Genomic DNA, 18,131 nt, shown 5'->3' with positions numbered 1-18,131 from the left:
CCCGCGTAAGCACTGCGTAAGCAGTAGGGCGGAAATCGCGACCTGCGTTTGGATAGAGACTTCGGCGGAGCGCTTTAGAAAAACAATGTGTTTCAACGCCTTATCGTATAAAGACGTGCTCTATCGCATGTTTCGGAAAGGTCGTAGTAGATCCTCCGAAGGCAGAGGTCTGAGGTTCGAATCCTCATGGGTGCGCCATTTCCTGTTTTCTATGTGAAATTCATACAGCTTCGCGCAACGCCGTGAGTAGAGCGCTTCGTGCCTCTGATCCCCCAACACTGCGTGATGCGACGGCATAGGAGCCTTTCATGGGCTCGCTCCACCGCTTAGACGAACGCAAACTGACAAAATTGCGCCCGGGGGGCGGCAGAGGTGGATTTATTAACTAAGCGCGGATGACATCCAGTCAGCCGCTTTGGTCCAAGCCGGATATGCTTCGAAAATCCCTTTGCGTCTGGCGGGTGTTTCTTCGTCGCGTCGCTGACCCCGGGGTTCGTGGCCCAGTCGATCCATACGGGCCTAGCGCGACGATCAATGCGACTATGCTCAGTCTGGCGGAGGTGAGTGTGATCTACATCAATGTGGCGAACCGCATCGTCTGGCGGATGACACATGCGCACCCGCTGATCTGGCGCGGGCGATCTCGTCCGATCCGCAATGGGCCGAGTTGGGTGCGTGTCTTGGCCCTTGCGATACTGGTCTTCAGGCTTTTCAAGCTGCTGACTAACGGCTTGTTCCGACACGAAGCGCTCTGGCTCGGATTGGGTGCGTCGATCCTTCAAAGCAAGATCAACCCAATTCTATTGGGTGGGCACGAGCGTCACAGGCTGAGCAGGCATCCGTTGGGGGCGAGCGAAAGCAACCAATGGTCGCGCCTATTCGGACAGCGTGCAAACGCTCACCTTCGAACGCGAATATTGGATCGGCGATTTTCGCGATCCTCTTTGCAGGCTGGTTCAGTGCTTCACGTTCCAAATCTGTTCGAGACCGGATACGATCACTCAATACACTCCAACGCTGCGGCGTGATGGGCCGCGAACCAAGGCACAAGACCGGGACATATCGCAATGGACGCCTCGTGGATCGATAAGTTCAACGGGTTAAGCCGCTTGCCGGAAGACATCCGCGCCGATCTTGAGGCGGGCAGCCAGATCGTATCGGTACCCGCTGGCACCCAGGTTTTCGCGCCGGGCCAGTCTGCGGACAACCTGCTGCTGCTGCTCGACGGGACGGTCCGGGTGCAGCAGAAATCCGAGACCGGGCGCGAGGTGTTTCTCTACCGCGTCCATGCGGGCGAAAGCTGCGTTTTGACAACGGCGTGTATGCTGGCCTTCGAAGATTACTCCGCCGACGGGATTGCCGAGACGGATGTTTCAGCCGTGGCAATCCCGCGCACGACCTTTGACGATCTTGTGGCGAAATCGCCGGTCTTCCGCGAATTTGTGTTTACTGCCTATTCGCGGCGGATCACCGATCTGTTCACACTGATCGATGACATCGTGTTCAAGCGGATGGATGTGCGGCTGGCCTCTCGCCTTTTGGAACTGTCCGATGACGACGGCGCGGTACATGCCACCCATGCCGTGCTGGCGACCGAGCTGGGGACGGCGCGCGAGGTGATCTCGCGCACATTGTCCGAGTTTCAACGCCGCGGCTGGGTCGAGCAATCCCGCGGTGAGGTGCGATTGACCGGGCGCGCCGCTTTGGACCGTCTGGTGCGGTCCTCTGGCGCGCAATCCTGATCCCCCGAAATCGCCATTGGTGACCTAGTCACCAAAGTTGTGCTTTGTGCCGTGCCATGGTCTGTCCATCGATTCTTGATGGAGGAAGCCATGACCACGAATATGGGAAAACTCGACCGCGCCCTGCGCCTTGTCGTTGCTGCCGGACTGCTCTTTGCGGCTTTCGTAACCACCTTTGCCGGGTCCGGTATTCTGTTCTGGGTGGCGTTGATCATTGCCGCGGTGTTCACCGTCACGGCCTTTGTCGGCACATGCCCGCTTTATCGGATCATCGGCCTTAAAACCTGTCAGGAGTGCTGATGTTCGAGACGGTCTTTACCCCGTGGCTGTCGCTGTCTGGCGGTGTTCTGATTGGCCTTGCTGCGACGCTGCTGATGCTGATCTTTGGCCGCGTCATGGGCGCGACCGGTATCCTGGCGGGCCTGTTGTACCCGGCCTCGCGCCAGGACTTCGCCTGGCGCGCGAGTCTGCTGGCGGGCATGGTCACCGGACCGGCCATCGTCTGGTTGCTCTTTGGTGAGATGCCTGCGGTCCAAGTGCCCGTCTCGACCGGTGCGCTGGTCGCCGGCGGTTTGATCGTAGGCGTGGGCGTGACCTTCGGCGCGGGCTGCACGTCCGGTCACGGGGTCTGCGGCATGGCGCGGCTCAGCCCGCGTTCCATCGTGGCGACGCTGATCTTCATGCCGGTAACCTTTGCCACCGTCTTCGTCATTCGCCACGTGATCGGAGGGTAGGGGATGCGGCTACTTGCAACCTATGTGATCGGTTTGATCTTTGGCCTGGGCATTTCGATCTCGGGCATGGCAAACCCGGCCAAGGTGCTGAACTTCTTCGATCTGTTCGGCCATTGGGATCCGTCGCTGATCTTCGTGATGGGCGGTGCGCTGATCACAACTTTTATCGGCTATAAGCTTGCCTTCGGACGCGAGGCGCCTGTGCTGGCCGATAGCTTTGCCTTGCCCACATCGCGCCTGATCGATGCCAAGCTGATCGGCGGCGCGGCGATTTTCGGGCTGGGCTGGGGCATTGCCGGGTTCTGCCCGGGCGGCGCATTGCCTGCCCTTGGCACCGGTCGGTGGGAGGTCTTTGCCTTCGTCGCCGCCCTGATCGCCGGGATCGTACTCGCAAAACTCATACAATCCGTCGCCGCGCAGCGGCCACAGGCGACGGGTTAAACAGTTTCTGGAGGAGGAAACGACATGACCACCTATCCGGTCCAAATGGACGTTAAGCCAGCGGTGCAGGCCTTCTTTGACGAGGCCACCAACACGATCAGTTATATCGTCAAAGATCCCACATCCGACGCCTGTGCGATTGTCGATAGCGTGATGGATATCGACTATGCTGCCGGGCGCATCACCTATGATCCTGCCGATGCACTGATCCGCCAGATCGAGGCCCAGGGCTTGCGCCTTGAGTGGATCATCGAAACCCATGTCCACGCCGATCACCTGTCGGCAGCGCCGTATATCCAAAGCAAGCTGGGCGGCAAAATCGGCATCGGCTCGAAGATCATGATCGTGCAAGACACGTTTGGAAAGGTGTTCAACGAGGGCACCGAGTTCCAGCGTGATGGTAGCCAATTCGATGCGCTGTTCGAGGATGGCGATACTTACATGATCGGCAATATGCAGGCCTTTGCCATGTATACGCCCGGTCATACGCCCGCCTGTATGGTCCATGTGATGGGCGACGCGGCCTTTGTGGGCGATACGCTGTTCATGCCCGATGGCGGTTCGGCCCGCGCTGATTTCCCGGGCGGCGATGCCGGTGTTCTGTATGACTCGATCCAAAAGGTGCTGGCTCTGCCCGACGCGATGCGCCTGTTCATGTGCCACGATTACGGCCCCAACGGGCGCGATATCGCCTGGGAGACAAGTGTGGGTGAGGAAAAGGCCCACAATATCCATGTCGGCGGCGGCAAGACGAAGGAGGAGTTCGTGAAATTCCGCACCGAGCGGGATGCGCAACTGGCCATGCCCAAGCTGATCATCCCGTCATTGCAGGTGAATATGCGCGCGGGCGAGGTGCCCAAAGATGACGACGGCAATCCGGTGCTGAAGGTGCCGGTCAACGCGCTGTAATCGGGTCGGGAGGAGAGGCCTATGGAACTCAGAAAGATATCCGCCAAAATCGCGGTCAGCCCGCAGATCACAGCCGAGGACATTCCGGCCATCGCGGCTGAAGGCTACCGCGCGATCATCTGCAACAGGCCCGACGGAGAGGGTGTCGATCAGCCCTCTTTCGAAGAGATCGAGGCCGCCGCGAAGGTCGCGGGGATCGATGTGCGCTACCTGCCCGTGAAAAGCGGTATCGTCGGGGATGACGATGTCGCGGCTTTCGGCGCAGCATTGGACGATCTGCAACGCCCGCTGGTCGCCTATTGCCGCACGGGCACCCGCTCGGCCACGCTTTGGTCGCTGCATGAGGCGAAGACGCGTCCGATGCCCGACATCCTCGCCGCAACCAAGGCCGCTGGCTATGATATGAACGGTGTCGCGCGGCGGATCGCGAATGGCGGCAAGACGCCGACCGATACCGGTGACGCGCAGTTCGATGTCGTGATTGTCGGCGCCGGGGCCGGGGGCATCGCGGTTGCGGCTAGCCTGAAATCGCGCAAGCCCGGCCTGAATATCGCGGTGATCGATCCGGCCGATATTCACTATTATCAGCCCGGCTGGACCATGGTGGGCGGTGGCATTTTCGAGGCCCAGACCACCGCCAAGACCATGGGCAGCTTGATCCCGAAGGGCGTTCACTGGCTCAAATCCGCCGTGGCTGCGTTCGAACCCGAGAACAACGCTGTCATCCTCGATGGGTGTCGCGTGGTGAAATACGACCGTCTGGTCGTGTGTCCCGGCCTCAAACTCGATTGGGGCGCGGTCGAGGGTCTGGAAGACACGTTGGGCCGCAACGGCGTGACATCGAATTACCGTTACGATCTGGCGCCCTATACGTGGGAGCTGGTGCGCGGCCTAAAAGAGGGGCGTGCGCTGTTCACCCAGCCGCCCATGCCGATCAAATGCGCCGGGGCGCCGCAAAAGGCGATGTATCTCTCGGGCGATGCTTGGCACCGAAACGGCGCGCTGAAACATATCGACATCCAGTTCATGAACGCCGGCGGCGTGTTGTTCGGCGTGAAGGATTACGTGCCCGCCCTGGAGCAATATGTCGAGAAATACGGCGCCTCGCTGAATTTCTTTCACAACCTGATTGCCGTCGATGGGCCCGCGAAAACCGCCACGTTCAAGGTCGCCAAACCCGACACTGAGCCAGCCGAGGTGACGGTTGAATTCGACATGATGCATGTCTGCCCGCCGCAAACCGCGCCGGATTTCATCCGTGTCTCGCCGCTGGCCGATGCGGCGGGCTGGGTCGATGTTGATCAAGCGACGCTGCGCCACAAAAGCCACGACAATATCTGGTCGCTCGGCGATGTGATGAATGCGCCCAATGCCAAAACCGCCGCCGCGGCGCGCAAACAGGCGCCGACGGTGGCCGACAACATCGTTGCCGATATCCGCGGTCGTTCGGCCGTGTCGCAATATGATGGCTACGGCTCCTGCCCATTGACGGTGGAGCGGGGCAAGATCGTGCTGGCCGAGTTTGGGTATGGCGGCGCGTTGAAACCCAGCTTTCCGACCTTTCTGCTGGATGGCACGAAGCCCAGCCGCGCCGCCTGGTTCCTGAAGGAAACCCTGCTGCCACCGATCTATTGGAAGGCGATGCTGCGCGGCAAGGAATGGCTGGCCAAGCCCGAAAAACTGAAGGTCGCTGCCGAGTAGTCCGGCGCGATGATCCTCAAACTCGCAGGCGGCGCATTGGGCGCTGTCTGCCGCCTGCGTGCTGGACGATGCCATGATTGACCACCTGCGGCGCCACATCCCCGTGCTGGATTGGGGCCGCCGCTATAACCGCACCGCGCTGTCCAATGATCTGATCGCCGCGCTTATCGTCACGATCATGCTGATCCCGCAATCGCTGGCCTATGCGATGCTGGCCGGTCTGCCGCCTGAGGCCGGGATATATGCCTCCATCGCGCCGATCATCCTCTATGCGATCTTTGGCACCAGCCGCGCCTTGGCGGTTGGTCCGGTGGCGGTTGTGTCGCTGCTGACAGCCTCGGCACTGGGGCAGGTGGCCGACCAAGGCAGCACCGGCTATGCGGTCGCCGCGCTTACGCTGGCCTTCCTGTCGGGCGCGCTGCTGCTGGCGATGGGGGTGCTACGGCTGGGTTTCTTGGCCAACTTCCTCAGTCATCCCGTCATTGCGGGCTTTATCGCGGCCTCTGGTCTTCTGATCGCCACGAGCCAGCTGAAGCATATCCTCGGCGTCGAGGCCCACGGCCATACGCTGCCGCAGATGTTGGGCTCGCTCTTCGCGCATCTGCCCGAGATCCACGGACTGACCATCCTCATCGGCGTCTCAGCCACCGCCTTTCTGTTCTGGACCCGCACCTACCTGAAACCCACACTGAAACGGCTCAGCTTGCCGGATGTTTTCGCCGATATCCTGACCAAGGCTGGGCCCGTTGCGGCAGTGGTCGCAACGACCCTGGCGGTGTGGGCCTTTGATCTTGCCGGTCGCGGCGTGAGCATCGTCGGCGCCGTGCCGCAAAGCCTGCCGCCTTTCACGACACCCAGCCTCGATGCGGATCTGATACGTCTGCTGATCGTGCCGGCGATCCTGATCTCGATCATCGGATTTGTCGAAAGCGTCTCGGTGGCACAAACCTTGGCTGCGAAGAAACGCCAACGTATCGATCCGGATCAGGAATTGATCGGGCTGGGCGCCGCCAATATGGGCGCGGCCTTTTCGGGCGGGTTTCCAGTGACGGGAGGGTTTTCGCGATCCGTCGTGAACTTCGATGCTGGTGCGCAGACACCCGCCGCGGGGGCCTATACGGCCATCGGTCTGGCCATTGCGGCTGTCGCGTTGACCCCGCTGGTCTACTACCTGCCCAATGCCACACTTGCCGCGACGATCATCGTTGCGGTGCTGAGTCTGGTGGATCTGTCGATCCTGCAAAAAACCTGGACCTATGCGCGCGCGGATTTCGTAGCTGTCGCCACAACCATTGTTCTGACCCTTGGCCTGGGCGTTGAGATCGGGGTGGGGGCAGGCGTGGCGATTTCGGTTCTGCTACACCTTTACAAGACCTCGCACCCCCATGTGGCGGAGGTGGGGTTGGTGCCGGGCACCCAGCATTTTCGCAATATCCACCGCCATGCGGTCATCACCGATCCGGGTCTGGTCACCCTGCGTGTCGATGAAAGCCTCTATTTCGTAAACGCGCGCTTCTTGGAGGATCTGATCCAAAAGCGCGTCACCGAAGGCTGTGCCATCCGCCATGTGGTTTTGATGTTTTCCGCAGTGAACGAAGTTGATTTCTCGGCGCTGGAAAGCCTGGAGGCGATCAATCGGCGGCTCAGGGATATGGATGTCGGTTTGCATCTATCCGAAGTGAAGGGGCCGGTGATGGACCGGCTGAACAGCTCGCACCTGATCCGTGATTTGAACGGGCAAGTGTTCTTGTCGCAATATGATGCTTGGAAAAGCCTGACCCCGGCCTCGCCCTCGGATGCGGCAGCCTAAGGGGCGTGTAACTGCGATACAAATATCAATTGGTGGATGTCAAAGAGTTGGTTTTTGATCGCCGCGCACCGGTATCCTCAGACGCCGAAGATAGCACGTGATGGGCGAGGTTAATCAGAAAGTGGAGACGTTCTGACGATCTTCCAGGGGCATTCTTGCGCGTCTTCATAACAAGGATTTCTTCATCTGACATTGCGCTATGATCCATTGCCCTATGCAGGGAACGCAGCGATTGCGTGTCGCGCTAAGTGCCCTAGAACCAGCTCATCCTCCATGCCATCCAACCCGTTAGTCGACACGTCAGACCCATCCTCAAGCTATATGCATTCCATTCGGATCTTGGCGCATCCGCTGGCACAGGCGCGTGGTCTCATCTGTCTGCGGCGCGATCTTGGGGATGATCAGACGATCTGGTGACCCAGAACGATCTTGTCCGGGCCAATGGCGATCCGTTAAGCGGTGCGTACGGGCGCGGATCGATGCGCTACAAAAGCGGTATCAGACTGCGTTGCGCGAGCCCGCATCCGAGCCCTTCGCTCACGAGGACAAATTCCGACTTCCCTTTTCGGTGCAATTGCGGTGCTGTTGGGCGATAGAAGGGGGGCGCCATGGATATATCCGTTGCAGAGATCCGCAGCACATCGGAAGCAGCGCTTTTGGCCCACGGGGCTGGCGCGTTCCAAGCCGCTGAAGTTGCGCGCGCCGTTGCTCGGGCGGAAGAAACCGGCAATATTATCTGTGGGCTCTACTATCTGGAAAGCTATTGCACACAACTGGTCTCGGGCCGCGTCGATGGCCATGTAGACCCCGTCGTCTCGCAAGACAAACCAGGCGTGGTCAAAGTGGATGCACGGTTCGGCTTCGCCCAGCCCGCCTTTGCCCGTGGGCTGGACGCCGCTGTGTCGGCGGCGCGGGATTGCGGTGTTGCGATGCTGAGCGTGGCACATGCGCATACCTGCACCTCGCTGGGGTTCTTTACCGAACAAATCGCCGACCATGGGTTGATCGGGTTGGGCTTCACCAATGCCTCCGCGATTGTTGCGGCCCCCGGCGGCAAAGCTCCGGTTTTGGGCACCAACCCCATCGCGATGACCATTCCCGGGCCTGACAAACCCTTGATGCATGCCGATTTTTCGACCTCTGCCGTGGCGCTTGGCAAAATCACCATGGCCAAGGCCGCGGGCGAGCCGATCCCACTGGGCTGGGCCGTCGATGCCGAAGGGCAGCCCACGACCGATCCCGATGCTGCGCTAAACGGGGCGTTACTCAGCGCCGCTGGACCCAAAGGGTGGGCGTTTGGATTGTTGGTCGAGATAATGGCGGCAGGTTTAACGTCGTCCGTTAACTCTCTGGACGTAAAGGGTTTAAAGCTTCCTGACGGAGCGCCGCACGGATTGGGGCAGAGCTATATCTTGATTGACCCCAGCGCGCATTCGGGCTCGGATGTGATGGCCGAGCGTCTGGCGCGTGTCTCCGATGCCATTGCCGAAGATGGCGGTACAGGTCGTATTCCAGGCGCGGAACGCCCTCATCTGGACCCGGTCAATGTGCCCGATGCCCTTTGGGCGACGGTAAGCGCGCTGGCGCGGAACGCGCCATAGAACTCGACGCCGACCGTTCGCCCTAAGTATCAGCCGCGGCTTCCGAGACCGGGGCGTCCTTGGCCTCGGCCTCTTGTTTGGCGGCGGCGCGGCCTGCGAAATAGGCTGCACTCATCAAGATGGCAGTCGCGATCAATCGTATGGCCATTGCGTTACTCCGCGGCTGTGTCGGTTCGTTTCGGAAGTACCCAATCGGGGCGCACAAAGTGGCATGTATATCCGTTGGGGATGCGTTCGAGGTAGTCCTGATGCTCCGGCTCGGCCTCCCAAAAATCACCGACGGGCTCAAGTTCCGTGACGACCGTTCCGGGCCATAGGCCCGACGCGTTCACATCGGCAATCGTATCTTCCGCGATCGCTTTTTGTGCATCGTCGACATAGTAGATGGCTGACCGGTAGCTGAGGCCGCGGTCATTGCCTTGCCGGTTCAGCGTGGTCGGATCGTGGATCTGGAAGAAGAACTCCAGCAATTGACGGTAGCTGATCTGAGCAGGATCGTAGATAATCTCGATCCCTTCGGCATGGGTGCCGTGGTTGCGATAGGTGGCGTTGGGGACATCGCCGCCGGTATATCCCACGCGCGTTTTGGCGACGCCGGGCATTTTGCGGATCAGATCCTGCATGCCCCAGAAACAGCCGCCCGCCAGGACGGCGCGGTCAAGTTGATCGCTCATGTCAGGTCCTCCACTTGGTCGATATATGACGCGTAGCCCTCGGCCTCCATGTCATCGCGATGCACAAAGCGCAGCGAGGCGGAATTGATGCAGTAGCGCAAGCCGCCCCGGTCGCGCGGTCCATCGGGAAAGACGTGACCCAGATGGCTGTCGCCATGGGTTGAGCGCACTTCGGTGCGGATCATACCGTGGGAGCTGTCACGATGTTCGGTCACGTTGTCGATGGGTTTGGTGAAGGATGGCCAACCACAGCCGGACTCGTATTTGTCAGACGACGCAAAGAGCGGCTCGCCCGATACGATGTCGACATAGATCCCCGGCTCTTTGTTATCGAGCAATTCGCCGGTGCCCGGGCGCTCGGTGCCGTTTTGCTGAGTGACGCGGTATTGCTCGGGCGTCAGCGTCGCGATGACGTCTGGGTCTTTGGTGTAGGTGCGCATCTTATGGCCTCCACGTCTTGGTCCTTTGCCAAGATATGGGCGGTCGATGGCAGGATGTCCAACTTTTGGCCGCATAGAAAACGCCCCGGCCAATGGGCGGGGCGTGGAAAACGACGGGCCAGTAAGGCGTCAGCCGCCCCAGCTGCGCACCGGGCCACAATCCATGTGCACGAAGTTGGATCGCGAATACCGACCGACACCGCCAGCATTGCAGGCACGGGCGGCGTTGAACATTTGGCTGACGCTGCGCGATTGCATCTGCAAGTCAGCGGCCTCGCCAACCATATGGCGCGAGTTGCGTGCCACGCCCGACGACCGACTGCGCAGCATCGCGTTGGTCTCTGGAGAGCGATAGCCCGACAGGAGCGTATACGGCTCGGTCGTTTCCATCAGGTTGTGCGCCGCGGACATGATGTCCACAGTGCGCAGGTTGATATTGGTGACGCCATCGGTCCGCCAATCGCGCATGAAATAGTTCACTTCCTCAAGCGCGGGCGCGATATACTCACCCTCAACCCAGTAGATCATGTTCAGGCTTTCACCTGCGCGACCGTTATACATCCGAAGGCGCCGAACATCACCGGCCCCCCGCAAAAATCCCGTCGCATTTGCCATCACGGGTGCGGCCGCAACCGTGGTGACCGCGAACGCACGCAAAAGCGCGCGACGCGAAAAAGTCGTGTTCGTCATGGGTCGTCTGCCCCTTTGTCCTGCCCGTTCCATAAGCACCGCGACCACTTGTCCATGCGGTCATCACTAAATCGTGTGCCTCCCCAGGCGTCGTGTGATTTGAATGACACAAACGAAACTTTTCTGAAAGAGTCATTCCGCAAATCTCCCGTCACAATCCCCGATTTCGGCGAAATTCTGCCGGTTTGGCGAAATTTCGCTATCCAGGGCGGATGATTCACACAAATCACGAAAGGCCGTCCTGGCCGCAACAGTCAGGGAAACCACCGTTGCGGGAACCAAACTAAATCGAAAAACTTGATAAAATGTGAATGGACTTAACCACTTGTTCACGCAAGGATGATCGCTGTTGTGCACGCCGCGCTTTTTCAATGGGATGTCTTGATATGATGAAATTCGCAAAGCTCTCACTTTTGTCACTGGCCCTTGCCACGACACCTGTGATTGCAACGATGTTTGTACCTGTTCAGGCCGAAGCTCAGGCATTTTCGTCGCTGCGCCAAGCGATCGCTGAGGCATCTTCAACCGAGGAACAACTGGCCGCATTCTACCGCGAGCGCGATTTTCAGCCGATCTGGACCACCGCCGAGGCGGCTGATCGCCGTAATGCGTTGTTTACAGCACTATCCCGCGCATCCGATCACGGGTTGCCGACGCAACGGTATGACGCAGACGCGCTTCGTGCTGCGTTTGAAGGCGCAACCAACCCTTACATGATGGGTCAGGTCGATGTGCAGGCCTCGCTCCTATTCCTGCAATATGCGCAAGACATCCATTCCGGCTTCCTTGAGCCGGGCGATATTGTGGGTGACATCGTCCACACCTTGCCACGCCGCGATCCGCTGGAATTGTTCACCGAATTCGTTGACGCGAACCCCTACGATTATATCGGGACGTTGCCGCCGCAGCACCCGGAATACACGCGCCTGATGCGCGCGAAGCTGCATCTTGAAAACCTGATCGACCAGGGTGGCTATGGCCCGACGGTTCAGGTGGGCGCGCTGCGTCCGGGGGATACGGGCCCTGCGGTGGTCCAATTGCGCAACCGCCTGATGGCGATGGGTTTCCTCGATCGGTCCTCCACGGCGACCTTCGATGCGCGTTTGCAGCAGGCCGTGACCCAATTCCAGATCGCCAATGGTATTCAGCCCGACGGTGTTGCCGGTGGCGCCACAATGACAGCGATCAACCGCAGCGCGTCCGACCACCTGTCCGAGGTGATCTTGTCGATGGAACGTCAGCGCTGGCTGAACTTTGACCGTGGCGCGCGCCATGTCTTCGTGAACCTGCCCGATTTCCACACACGTGTCATCGACAATGGTGAGGTGACGTTCATCACCCGCTCCGTCATCGGGTCGCGCGAAAGCGATCGCCGCACGCCGGAGTTCTCCGATACGATGGAGCATATGGTGATCAACCCGTCGTGGTATGTGCCGCGCTCCATCGCGCGCGGTTACATTCCGTCGATCCTGGCCGGTGGCGCGAACCACCTGCAGCTTATGGCCAACGGCCGCCCGGTCAGCCGCGCCAATGTGGATTGGAGCCGCGTATCGGCGGGCAACTTCCCGTTTGATTTGCGTCAGCCCCCCGGGCCGCGCAACGCATTGGGTCTGGTGAAGTTCATGTTCCCCAACCAGTGGAACATCTACCTGCATGACAGCCCCGATCAACACCTGATGACGCATGAAGTCCGCGCCTATTCCGCCGGTTGCGTGCGTCTCGATGATCCGTTCGACTTCGCCTACCACCTGCTGGCCGCCCAGGAAGAGGACCCGGTCGATTTCTTCCACCGTGTCCTGGATAGCGGTCGCGAAACCCAGGTGAACCTGGTTGATCCAATTCCGGTCCATATCGTGTATTGGACATCCTGGGTCGACACCGATGGGCGCTTGAATTTCCGCAATGACCTTTATGGTCGGAACGCGCAGCTGCAGCGTGCGATCCAGAACCTGGGGGTGGAAATTCGCGGGGTGAACAGCTAAGTCAACCCTCAAATCGCGGGGATGGCATGGCTGCCTATACGATAAAAGACATTGCAGCGGCGCTTGGGGCAGAGGCTCTGGGCGCCGCTGATCTTTTGGTCAGTGGCGTGGCCGAGCCCGCCGCTGCGGGCCCCGATGATCTGGCGCTGGCGATGCGCTCTGAATTCGCCGATGGATTGGCGATGGGGCGGGCGCGCGCGGCGGTGATCGGGGCGGATATGGATTGGCAGGCGCTGGGATTACAGGCCGCGATCATCGCGCCACGCCCGCGCTATGCCATGGCCGGTGTCACGGCCGCGATGGATCCGGGCCCCGCCTTGCCTGAGGGCATCCATGGCAGCGCGGTGATCGATCCAAGCGCTGTGATTGGCCCGCATGCGCAGATCGGCCCGTTCGTCACCATCGGCCCCGGCGCTCGGATTGGCGCCAATGCGCGCATCGCGAGCCATAGTAGCATCGGCGTGGGCACGGTGATCGGAGCGGATGCATTGATCCATGAGGGCGTGCGGATCTGCCATCACGTCCGCATCGGTGATCGGTTTATCGCGCAACCCGGCGCCGTGCTGGGCGGCGATGGGTTCAGCTTTGTGACCCCGGAAAAATCGCAGGTCGAGGCGGCGCGCGAAAGCCTTGGGACGGCGCAGAATGCGAGCACCGACCAAAGCTGGACTCGCATTCATTCACTCGGCTCGCTGATCATCGGCGACGATGTGGAGGTCGGCAGCAACGCCGCCATCGACCGCGGCACCATCGCCAATACCGAAATCGGGAATGGCACGAAGATCGATAACCTCGTTCATATCGGGCACAATTGCCGTATCGGGCGCGATTGTCTGATCTGCGGGCAAACGGGCTTTGCGGGCTCGGTCCAGATGGGCGACCGCGTGGTGCTCGGCGGCAAATGTGGGGTCAGCGACAATATCACCATTGGCTCGGATGTTGTGGCGGCGGGATCGTCGAAATTGTTCACCAATGTGCCGTCGGGCCGCATGATCATGGGCCATCCAGCGGTCAAAATGGATCTGCATGTTGAGATGTACAAAGCGCTGCGTCGCCTGCCGCGGCTTGCCCGTGCCGTCGCGGAGCTACAGAAAGCCGTTTCCAAGCCCGACAAGACACCTTAGATGATCCCTCAAGATGGGAAGGGATCACGACATGGGCGACAGTGTTCACGACAAGATCATTACAATCATCGCGGAACAGGCGGTGTTGGAACCGAGTGACGTGACCACGGATGCCTCGCTTGAGGAGTTGGGAATCGACAGTCTGGGCCTGGTCGAGTCGATTTTTGCCATCGAAGAGGCCTTCGATATCCAAGTGCCTTTCAACGCCAATGAGCCCGAGGCCAGCGAATTCGATATTTCATCGGTCGCCGCCATTATCCGCGCGGTCGAAGGCTTGGTTGCCGACCAGCAAGGCGCCTGACGCCGATGCGCCGCGTTGTTATTACCGGACAGGGCACGATCAACGCGCTTGGCACCGATGTCGCCAATACGCTTGCGGCGTTTCGCGAAGGACGTTGCGGCATCGGCCCACTGGAATTGCGCGATGTCGAACGGCTGAGCGTGAAGATCGGCGGACAGGTCAAGGAATACGACCCCGAGGCGTTGTTCAATCGCCAGCAGATTGCGCTCTACGATCGGTTCACGCAGTTCACCTTGATCGCCGCACGCGAGGCGCTGGACCAATCGGGTCTGAACTTCTCGGGCGAATTGGCCACCCGGGCCGGCGTGGTTCTGGGCACCGCGGGCGGTGGCGTGAACACCTGGGATGAGAATTACCGCTCGGTCTACGAGGAAGGGAAGAACCGCGTTCACCCCTTTGTCGTGCCGAAATTGATGAACAATGCCGCCACCAGCCATGTCAGCATGGAATGGAATCTGAAAGGTCCCAGTTTCTCGGTGGCGACAGCCTGCGCCTCGTCCAATCACGCGATGGGCCAGGCGTTTAACCTGATCCGCTATGGCGGGGCGGATGTGATGGTGACCGGCGGATCCGAGGCGATGCTGTCCTTTGGCGGCGTGAAGGCCTGGGAGGGCCTGCGTGTGATGTCCAAGGATGCCTGCCGCCCGTTTTCGGCCAATCGCAACGGGATGGTCCAGGGCGAGGGCGCGGCCGTATTCGTCTTCGAGGAATATAAGCAAGCCAAAGCCCGCGGCGCGGATATCCTGGCCGAGGTGGTCGGGTTCACGATGACCTCGGATGCGGCCGATATCGTCATGCCCTCGCAACAGGGGGCGGCACGCGCGATTACCGGGGCGCTGAACGATGCACGGCTGAACCCCGAAGACGTCTGTTACATCAACGCACACGGAACTGGGACAGCGGCCAATGACAAGGTGGAATGCGCTGCCGTCGCCCACGCCTTTGGCCACCACGCCGATGATCTGATGATCTCGTCCACCAAGTCGATGCATGGTCATCTGATCGGGGGAACCGGCGCGGTGGAATTGCTGGCCTGCATCATGGCGCTGAGGGACGGGGTCATTGCGCCGACGATTGGTTATGATGAACCCGACCCAGAATGCGCGTTGGACGTGGTGCCGAATGAAGCGCGCGAGGCCGATGTCAGCGCGGTGTTGTCCAACGCCTTCGCCTTTGGCGGCTTGAATGCGGTGCTGGCCCTGCGCCGCGCGCCCTAAGCCTTGCGCAAAAAAAGGCCCGCCGGGATGGGCGGGCCTGCTGATCTTTCGCAGGTCCGTTTACTCGGTCGCCGCACCTTCGGTTTCGCCTTCAGCGTCACCCTCGGCGGCCGCGGCGGCCTCCTGTTCGGCGATGAACTCGCGAATGCCACCGATCCGACCTTCCAGATTTTCATAGGCGGCGGTGAAACCGCGCAGGCTGGCATTCGTGGGCACTGGCGCGCCGCCCATCTGGCCATTGGGGCCACGCACCAGGGCGACCAGCGTCACCGGGGCATCGCCACCGTTCTGGAAGGCGTTGATGTCATCGGCGGACAGGCTCAACTGCACGAAACAGCCGATCTGCTGGCAGAAGGCATAGGGTACAACTGCGGGCTGGCCATCATCGATCTGCAATTGCAGGCCGGGCGACAAAAGCGTGTCCAGCGGCGTCACGATGGTCGCGTTGGCGACGACGTCTTCACTGGGTTCGATCGCGACCGAAATACGAAACTCGGCAACAGGGTTGCCGTTTTCCTCTTCGAGAAGTTGGAACATCTCGCAGCGCTCGGGGATATCGTCTTCCTGTGACCGGATGCAGCGGATCTGCCAATCGCGAAAGGTTTCATCGACATAGGGTTCGCCGGGTTCGACGTCGGCGCGGCCGGGTAGTGCGGTGGATTCGTCCTGGGCGCTGACCATGTGCGGCAGAAGCAACACCAGGGCCGCGGCGAGTGGCATGAAAACTCTCATAAAGCTCGTCCTTCAATCTCTGTCTGTCGGAGGCCGTATTGCGAGGGCACACTGCGGCGCGGTCGGCCATTGTGGCGTGGCTAACACGGAGTGAGTGGAGATGTCAGGGGCAAAATCTGCAGCGCCACGCATGGGCGTGCGGGAGCCATAAAATGCGAAAGGGTCCGCGGACGGACCCTTTGCGTTTCTTCTCTCCCTGTCGGACTGGCCGACTTATGGCGGGGACGCTATGCGATGGGTCAGCAGCCGTCAACAGGGCTTTTGCATCAAAAACAAGTTGTGATGAACACCCAATGTTTCTTGACCAAATAGCAAAAAAAAGCCGCACCCGACGGGCGCGGCCAGTTGACAGGGAGGAAGTCAACATCGGGCAACCTGCCCAATGCCTCATCACATTGGCGTAGAAAGGTTAAAAATGTATTGGTATTGGCGAAAAAACCGATTGGGGCAGGAGAAACACGATGTCTGAGGCTGAAAACAGCGGCATTTTTGTGGGTGGCGGCGGAAGTGACTACGGCGCGGCGCAGATGCTGCGGCCCGACTATGCCAATCGGCACGGATTGATCGCAGGGGCCACGGGCACCGGTAAGACGGTGACGCTGCAGATCCTGGCCGAAAGCTTTTCCGCGATGGGCGTGCCCGTGGTGTTGTCGGATGTGAAGGGCGACCTGTCGGGGCTGGCACAGTCGGGATCGGATGGCTTCAAGCTGCACCAAGCCTTTATGGACCGCGCGGCGACGATTGGCTTCGGCGATTACGCCTATCGCGCGTTTCCAGTGACCTTTTGGGATCTGTTCGGGGAAAAAGGCCACCCGGTGCGCACGACCCTGGCCGAGATGGGGCCCTTGCTGCTCGCGCGTCTGCTGGAACTGTCCGAGGCGCAGGAAGGGGTGCTGAACATTGCCTTCCGTGTGGCCGATGAAGAGGGATGGGCGCTGCTGGATCTGAAGGATTTGCAGGCGTTGCTGGTTTGGCTGGGTCAGAACCGCAAAGACCTATCGCTGCGCTATGGCAACGTCTCGACCGCGTCCATTGGGGCCATCCAACGCCGGTTATTGGTGCTGGAGGGGCAGGGGGCGTCGCAATTCTTCGGCGAGCCCGCTTTGGCGTTGGATGACCTGTTCCTGACGGATGAGAGCGGCGCGGGACGGATCAACATTCTTGCCGCCGATCAACTCATGCAATCGCCGCGCCTTTATGCGACTTTCCTGCTCTGGCTGCTGTCGGAATTGTTCGAAACACTGCCCGAAGTGGGTGATCCCGATAAGCCCAAACTGGTCTTTTTCTTCGATGAGGCGCATCTGCTGTTCGAGGATGCACCCAAGGCGCTGGTCGACAAGGTCGAGCAGGTGGCACGTCTGATCCGATCCAAGGGGGTGGGCGTTTACTTCATCACGCAGAACCCTGCGGACGTGCCCGAAGATATCCTGGGCCAGTTGGGCAATCGGGTTCAGCATGCGTTGCGCGCGTTTACGGCGAAGGATCAGCGCGCCCTGCGGCAGGCGGCGGAAAACTATCGCGAAAACCCCGATTTTGACATCGAGGATGCCATCCGTGAGGTGGGCGTTGGCGAAGCTGTCACCTCGTTTCTGGAGCGCAAAGGCATTCCAGGCATGGCGCAGCGGACCTTGATCCGCCCGCCATCGTCCCAGCTTGGTCCAATCGATGTCGCGACACGGGCCGCTGTGATGGGTGCCTCGCCCCTGGCGGGCAAATATGAGACCGCTCAAGACCGCGAAAGTGCGTTCGAAATTCTGCAAGCCCGCGCCGCGGCAGCAGCGCAAGAGGCCGAGGCCGCCGAAGCGGCAGAGGAAGAAGCCCCCCCGGCGGAACGTGAATATCGGGCCGGGCGCCGCTATTCCGGCGGCGGGGTCAGTCGATCCTCTTCGAAACCCGCCGCGACCCGCCGCCGATCCTCCCGCTCCGACAGTATCGGCACGACATTCGCGAAAAGCTTCGCGCGTCAATTGGGCACCCGCACCGGTCGCGCTGTTGTGCGCGGCGTGCTGGGTGGCTTGTTCCGGGGGCGTTAA

Annotated in this window: 18 protein-coding genes; 13 read left to right on the top strand and 5 right to left on the bottom strand. The window is 60.5% G+C overall.

Annotation, left to right across the window (positions count from 1 at the left end; all coding sequences use genetic code 11):
• Window positions 1-1,067 precede the first annotated feature (1,067 nt).
• The 8 genes from V8J82_RS14760 (at window position 1,068) to V8J82_RS14725 (ending at window position 8,938) form a co-directional block, all read left to right on the top strand.
• Window positions 1,068-1,742: a Crp/Fnr family transcriptional regulator gene (locus V8J82_RS14760; protein ID WP_339976161.1), complete on the top strand. Its 675-nt coding sequence runs from the start codon at window positions 1,068-1,070 to the stop codon at window positions 1,740-1,742.
• A 90-nt stretch (window positions 1,743-1,832) separates the two neighbouring features.
• Entirely contained in the window at window positions 1,833-2,042 is a 210-nt protein-coding gene (locus tag V8J82_RS14755; RefSeq protein WP_339976160.1) for a YgaP family membrane protein, read from the top strand.
• Window positions 2,042-2,476 (top strand): YeeE/YedE family protein, encoded by a 435-nt coding sequence (locus V8J82_RS14750; protein ID WP_339976159.1) that lies wholly within the window; start codon window positions 2,042-2,044, stop codon window positions 2,474-2,476. The genes V8J82_RS14755 and V8J82_RS14750 overlap by 1 nt, the downstream gene beginning before the upstream one ends.
• Window positions 2,477-2,479: 3 nt before the next feature.
• A complete protein-coding gene (locus V8J82_RS14745) occupies window positions 2,480-2,917 on the top strand; it encodes a DUF6691 family protein (RefSeq protein WP_339976158.1) in 438 nt (145 codons plus the stop codon).
• A 24-nt stretch (window positions 2,918-2,941) separates the two neighbouring features.
• Window positions 2,942-3,826, top strand: a complete 885-nt coding sequence (locus V8J82_RS14740; protein WP_339976157.1) for an MBL fold metallo-hydrolase — start codon at window positions 2,942-2,944, stop codon at window positions 3,824-3,826.
• A 21-nt stretch (window positions 3,827-3,847) separates the two neighbouring features.
• Window positions 3,848-5,527, top strand: coding sequence for a bifunctional protein tyrosine phosphatase family protein/NAD(P)/FAD-dependent oxidoreductase (locus V8J82_RS14735; RefSeq protein WP_339976156.1), 1,680 nt, complete (start codon window positions 3,848-3,850; stop codon window positions 5,525-5,527).
• A 73-nt stretch (window positions 5,528-5,600) separates the two neighbouring features.
• Window positions 5,601-7,337 carry a SulP family inorganic anion transporter gene (locus V8J82_RS14730; RefSeq protein WP_339976155.1) on the top strand — a complete coding sequence of 579 codons (1,737 nt, stop codon included), beginning with the start codon at window positions 5,601-5,603 and terminating at the stop codon, window positions 7,335-7,337.
• A gap of 608 nt (window positions 7,338-7,945) precedes the next feature.
• Complete coding sequence (locus V8J82_RS14725; protein ID WP_339976154.1) at window positions 7,946-8,938, top strand: Ldh family oxidoreductase; 993 nt, start codon at window positions 7,946-7,948, stop codon at window positions 8,936-8,938.
• Between the two features lie 22 nt (window positions 8,939-8,960).
• Here the strand turns inward: V8J82_RS14725 and V8J82_RS14720 are convergent, their stop codons facing one another.
• From V8J82_RS14720 to mepK, 4 genes are all read right to left on the bottom strand, one after another.
• Window positions 8,961-9,086, bottom strand: coding sequence for a hypothetical protein (locus V8J82_RS14720; RefSeq protein WP_339976153.1), 126 nt, complete (start codon window positions 9,084-9,086; stop codon window positions 8,961-8,963).
• A gap of 4 nt (window positions 9,087-9,090) precedes the next feature.
• On the bottom strand, window positions 9,091-9,612 hold the full coding sequence (msrA, locus tag V8J82_RS14715) for a peptide-methionine (S)-S-oxide reductase MsrA (RefSeq protein ID WP_339976152.1): 522 nt from the start codon (window positions 9,610-9,612) through the stop codon (window positions 9,091-9,093).
• A complete protein-coding gene (gene msrB, locus V8J82_RS14710; RefSeq protein WP_339976151.1) occupies window positions 9,609-10,052 on the bottom strand; it encodes a peptide-methionine (R)-S-oxide reductase MsrB in 444 nt (147 codons plus the stop codon). Before msrB ends, msrA begins: the two co-directional genes overlap by 4 nt.
• A 129-nt stretch (window positions 10,053-10,181) precedes the next feature.
• Window positions 10,182-10,742, bottom strand: coding sequence for a peptidoglycan L,D-endopeptidase MepK (gene mepK, locus V8J82_RS14705; RefSeq protein ID WP_339976150.1), 561 nt, complete (start codon window positions 10,740-10,742; stop codon window positions 10,182-10,184).
• A gap of 386 nt (window positions 10,743-11,128) precedes the next feature.
• Here mepK and V8J82_RS14700 point away from each other — a divergent pair, with 386 nt between their 5' ends.
• The 4 genes from V8J82_RS14700 to V8J82_RS14685 are packed head-to-tail and all read left to right on the top strand — an operon-like array spanning window position 11,129 to window position 15,366.
• Window positions 11,129-12,724 carry a L,D-transpeptidase family protein gene (locus V8J82_RS14700; RefSeq protein ID WP_339976149.1) on the top strand — a complete coding sequence of 532 codons (1,596 nt, stop codon included), beginning with the start codon at window positions 11,129-11,131 and terminating at the stop codon, window positions 12,722-12,724.
• Window positions 12,725-12,750: 26 nt separating this feature from the next.
• A complete protein-coding gene (gene lpxD / locus V8J82_RS14695; RefSeq protein ID WP_339976148.1) occupies window positions 12,751-13,848 on the top strand; it encodes a UDP-3-O-(3-hydroxymyristoyl)glucosamine N-acyltransferase in 1,098 nt (365 codons plus the stop codon).
• 31 nt (window positions 13,849-13,879) lie between these two features.
• Entirely contained in the window at window positions 13,880-14,149 is a 270-nt protein-coding gene (locus V8J82_RS14690; RefSeq protein ID WP_339976147.1) for an acyl carrier protein, read from the top strand.
• Window positions 14,150-14,154: 5 nt separating this feature from the next.
• Complete coding sequence (locus V8J82_RS14685) at window positions 14,155-15,366, top strand: beta-ketoacyl-[acyl-carrier-protein] synthase family protein (RefSeq protein ID WP_339976146.1); 1,212 nt, start codon at window positions 14,155-14,157, stop codon at window positions 15,364-15,366.
• A gap of 60 nt (window positions 15,367-15,426) precedes the next feature.
• Here V8J82_RS14685 and V8J82_RS14680 read toward each other — a convergent pair whose 3' ends face one another.
• Entirely contained in the window at window positions 15,427-16,098 is a 672-nt protein-coding gene (locus V8J82_RS14680) for an invasion associated locus B family protein (RefSeq protein WP_339976145.1), read from the bottom strand.
• 461 nt (window positions 16,099-16,559) lie between these two features.
• Here V8J82_RS14680 and V8J82_RS14675 point away from each other — a divergent pair, with 461 nt between their 5' ends.
• The gene (locus tag V8J82_RS14675; RefSeq protein WP_339976144.1) at window positions 16,560-18,131 is read left to right on the top strand and encodes a helicase HerA-like domain-containing protein; all 1,572 of its coding nucleotides are present in this window, start codon (window positions 16,560-16,562) and stop codon (window positions 18,129-18,131) included.

The organism is Gymnodinialimonas mytili (assembly GCF_037544085.1).
Lineage (GTDB): Bacteria > Pseudomonadota > Alphaproteobacteria > Rhodobacterales > Rhodobacteraceae > Gymnodinialimonas > Gymnodinialimonas mytili.
Note: the sequence above shows the minus strand (reverse complement) of the source record. Positions and strands in the feature narration are given on the sequence as shown.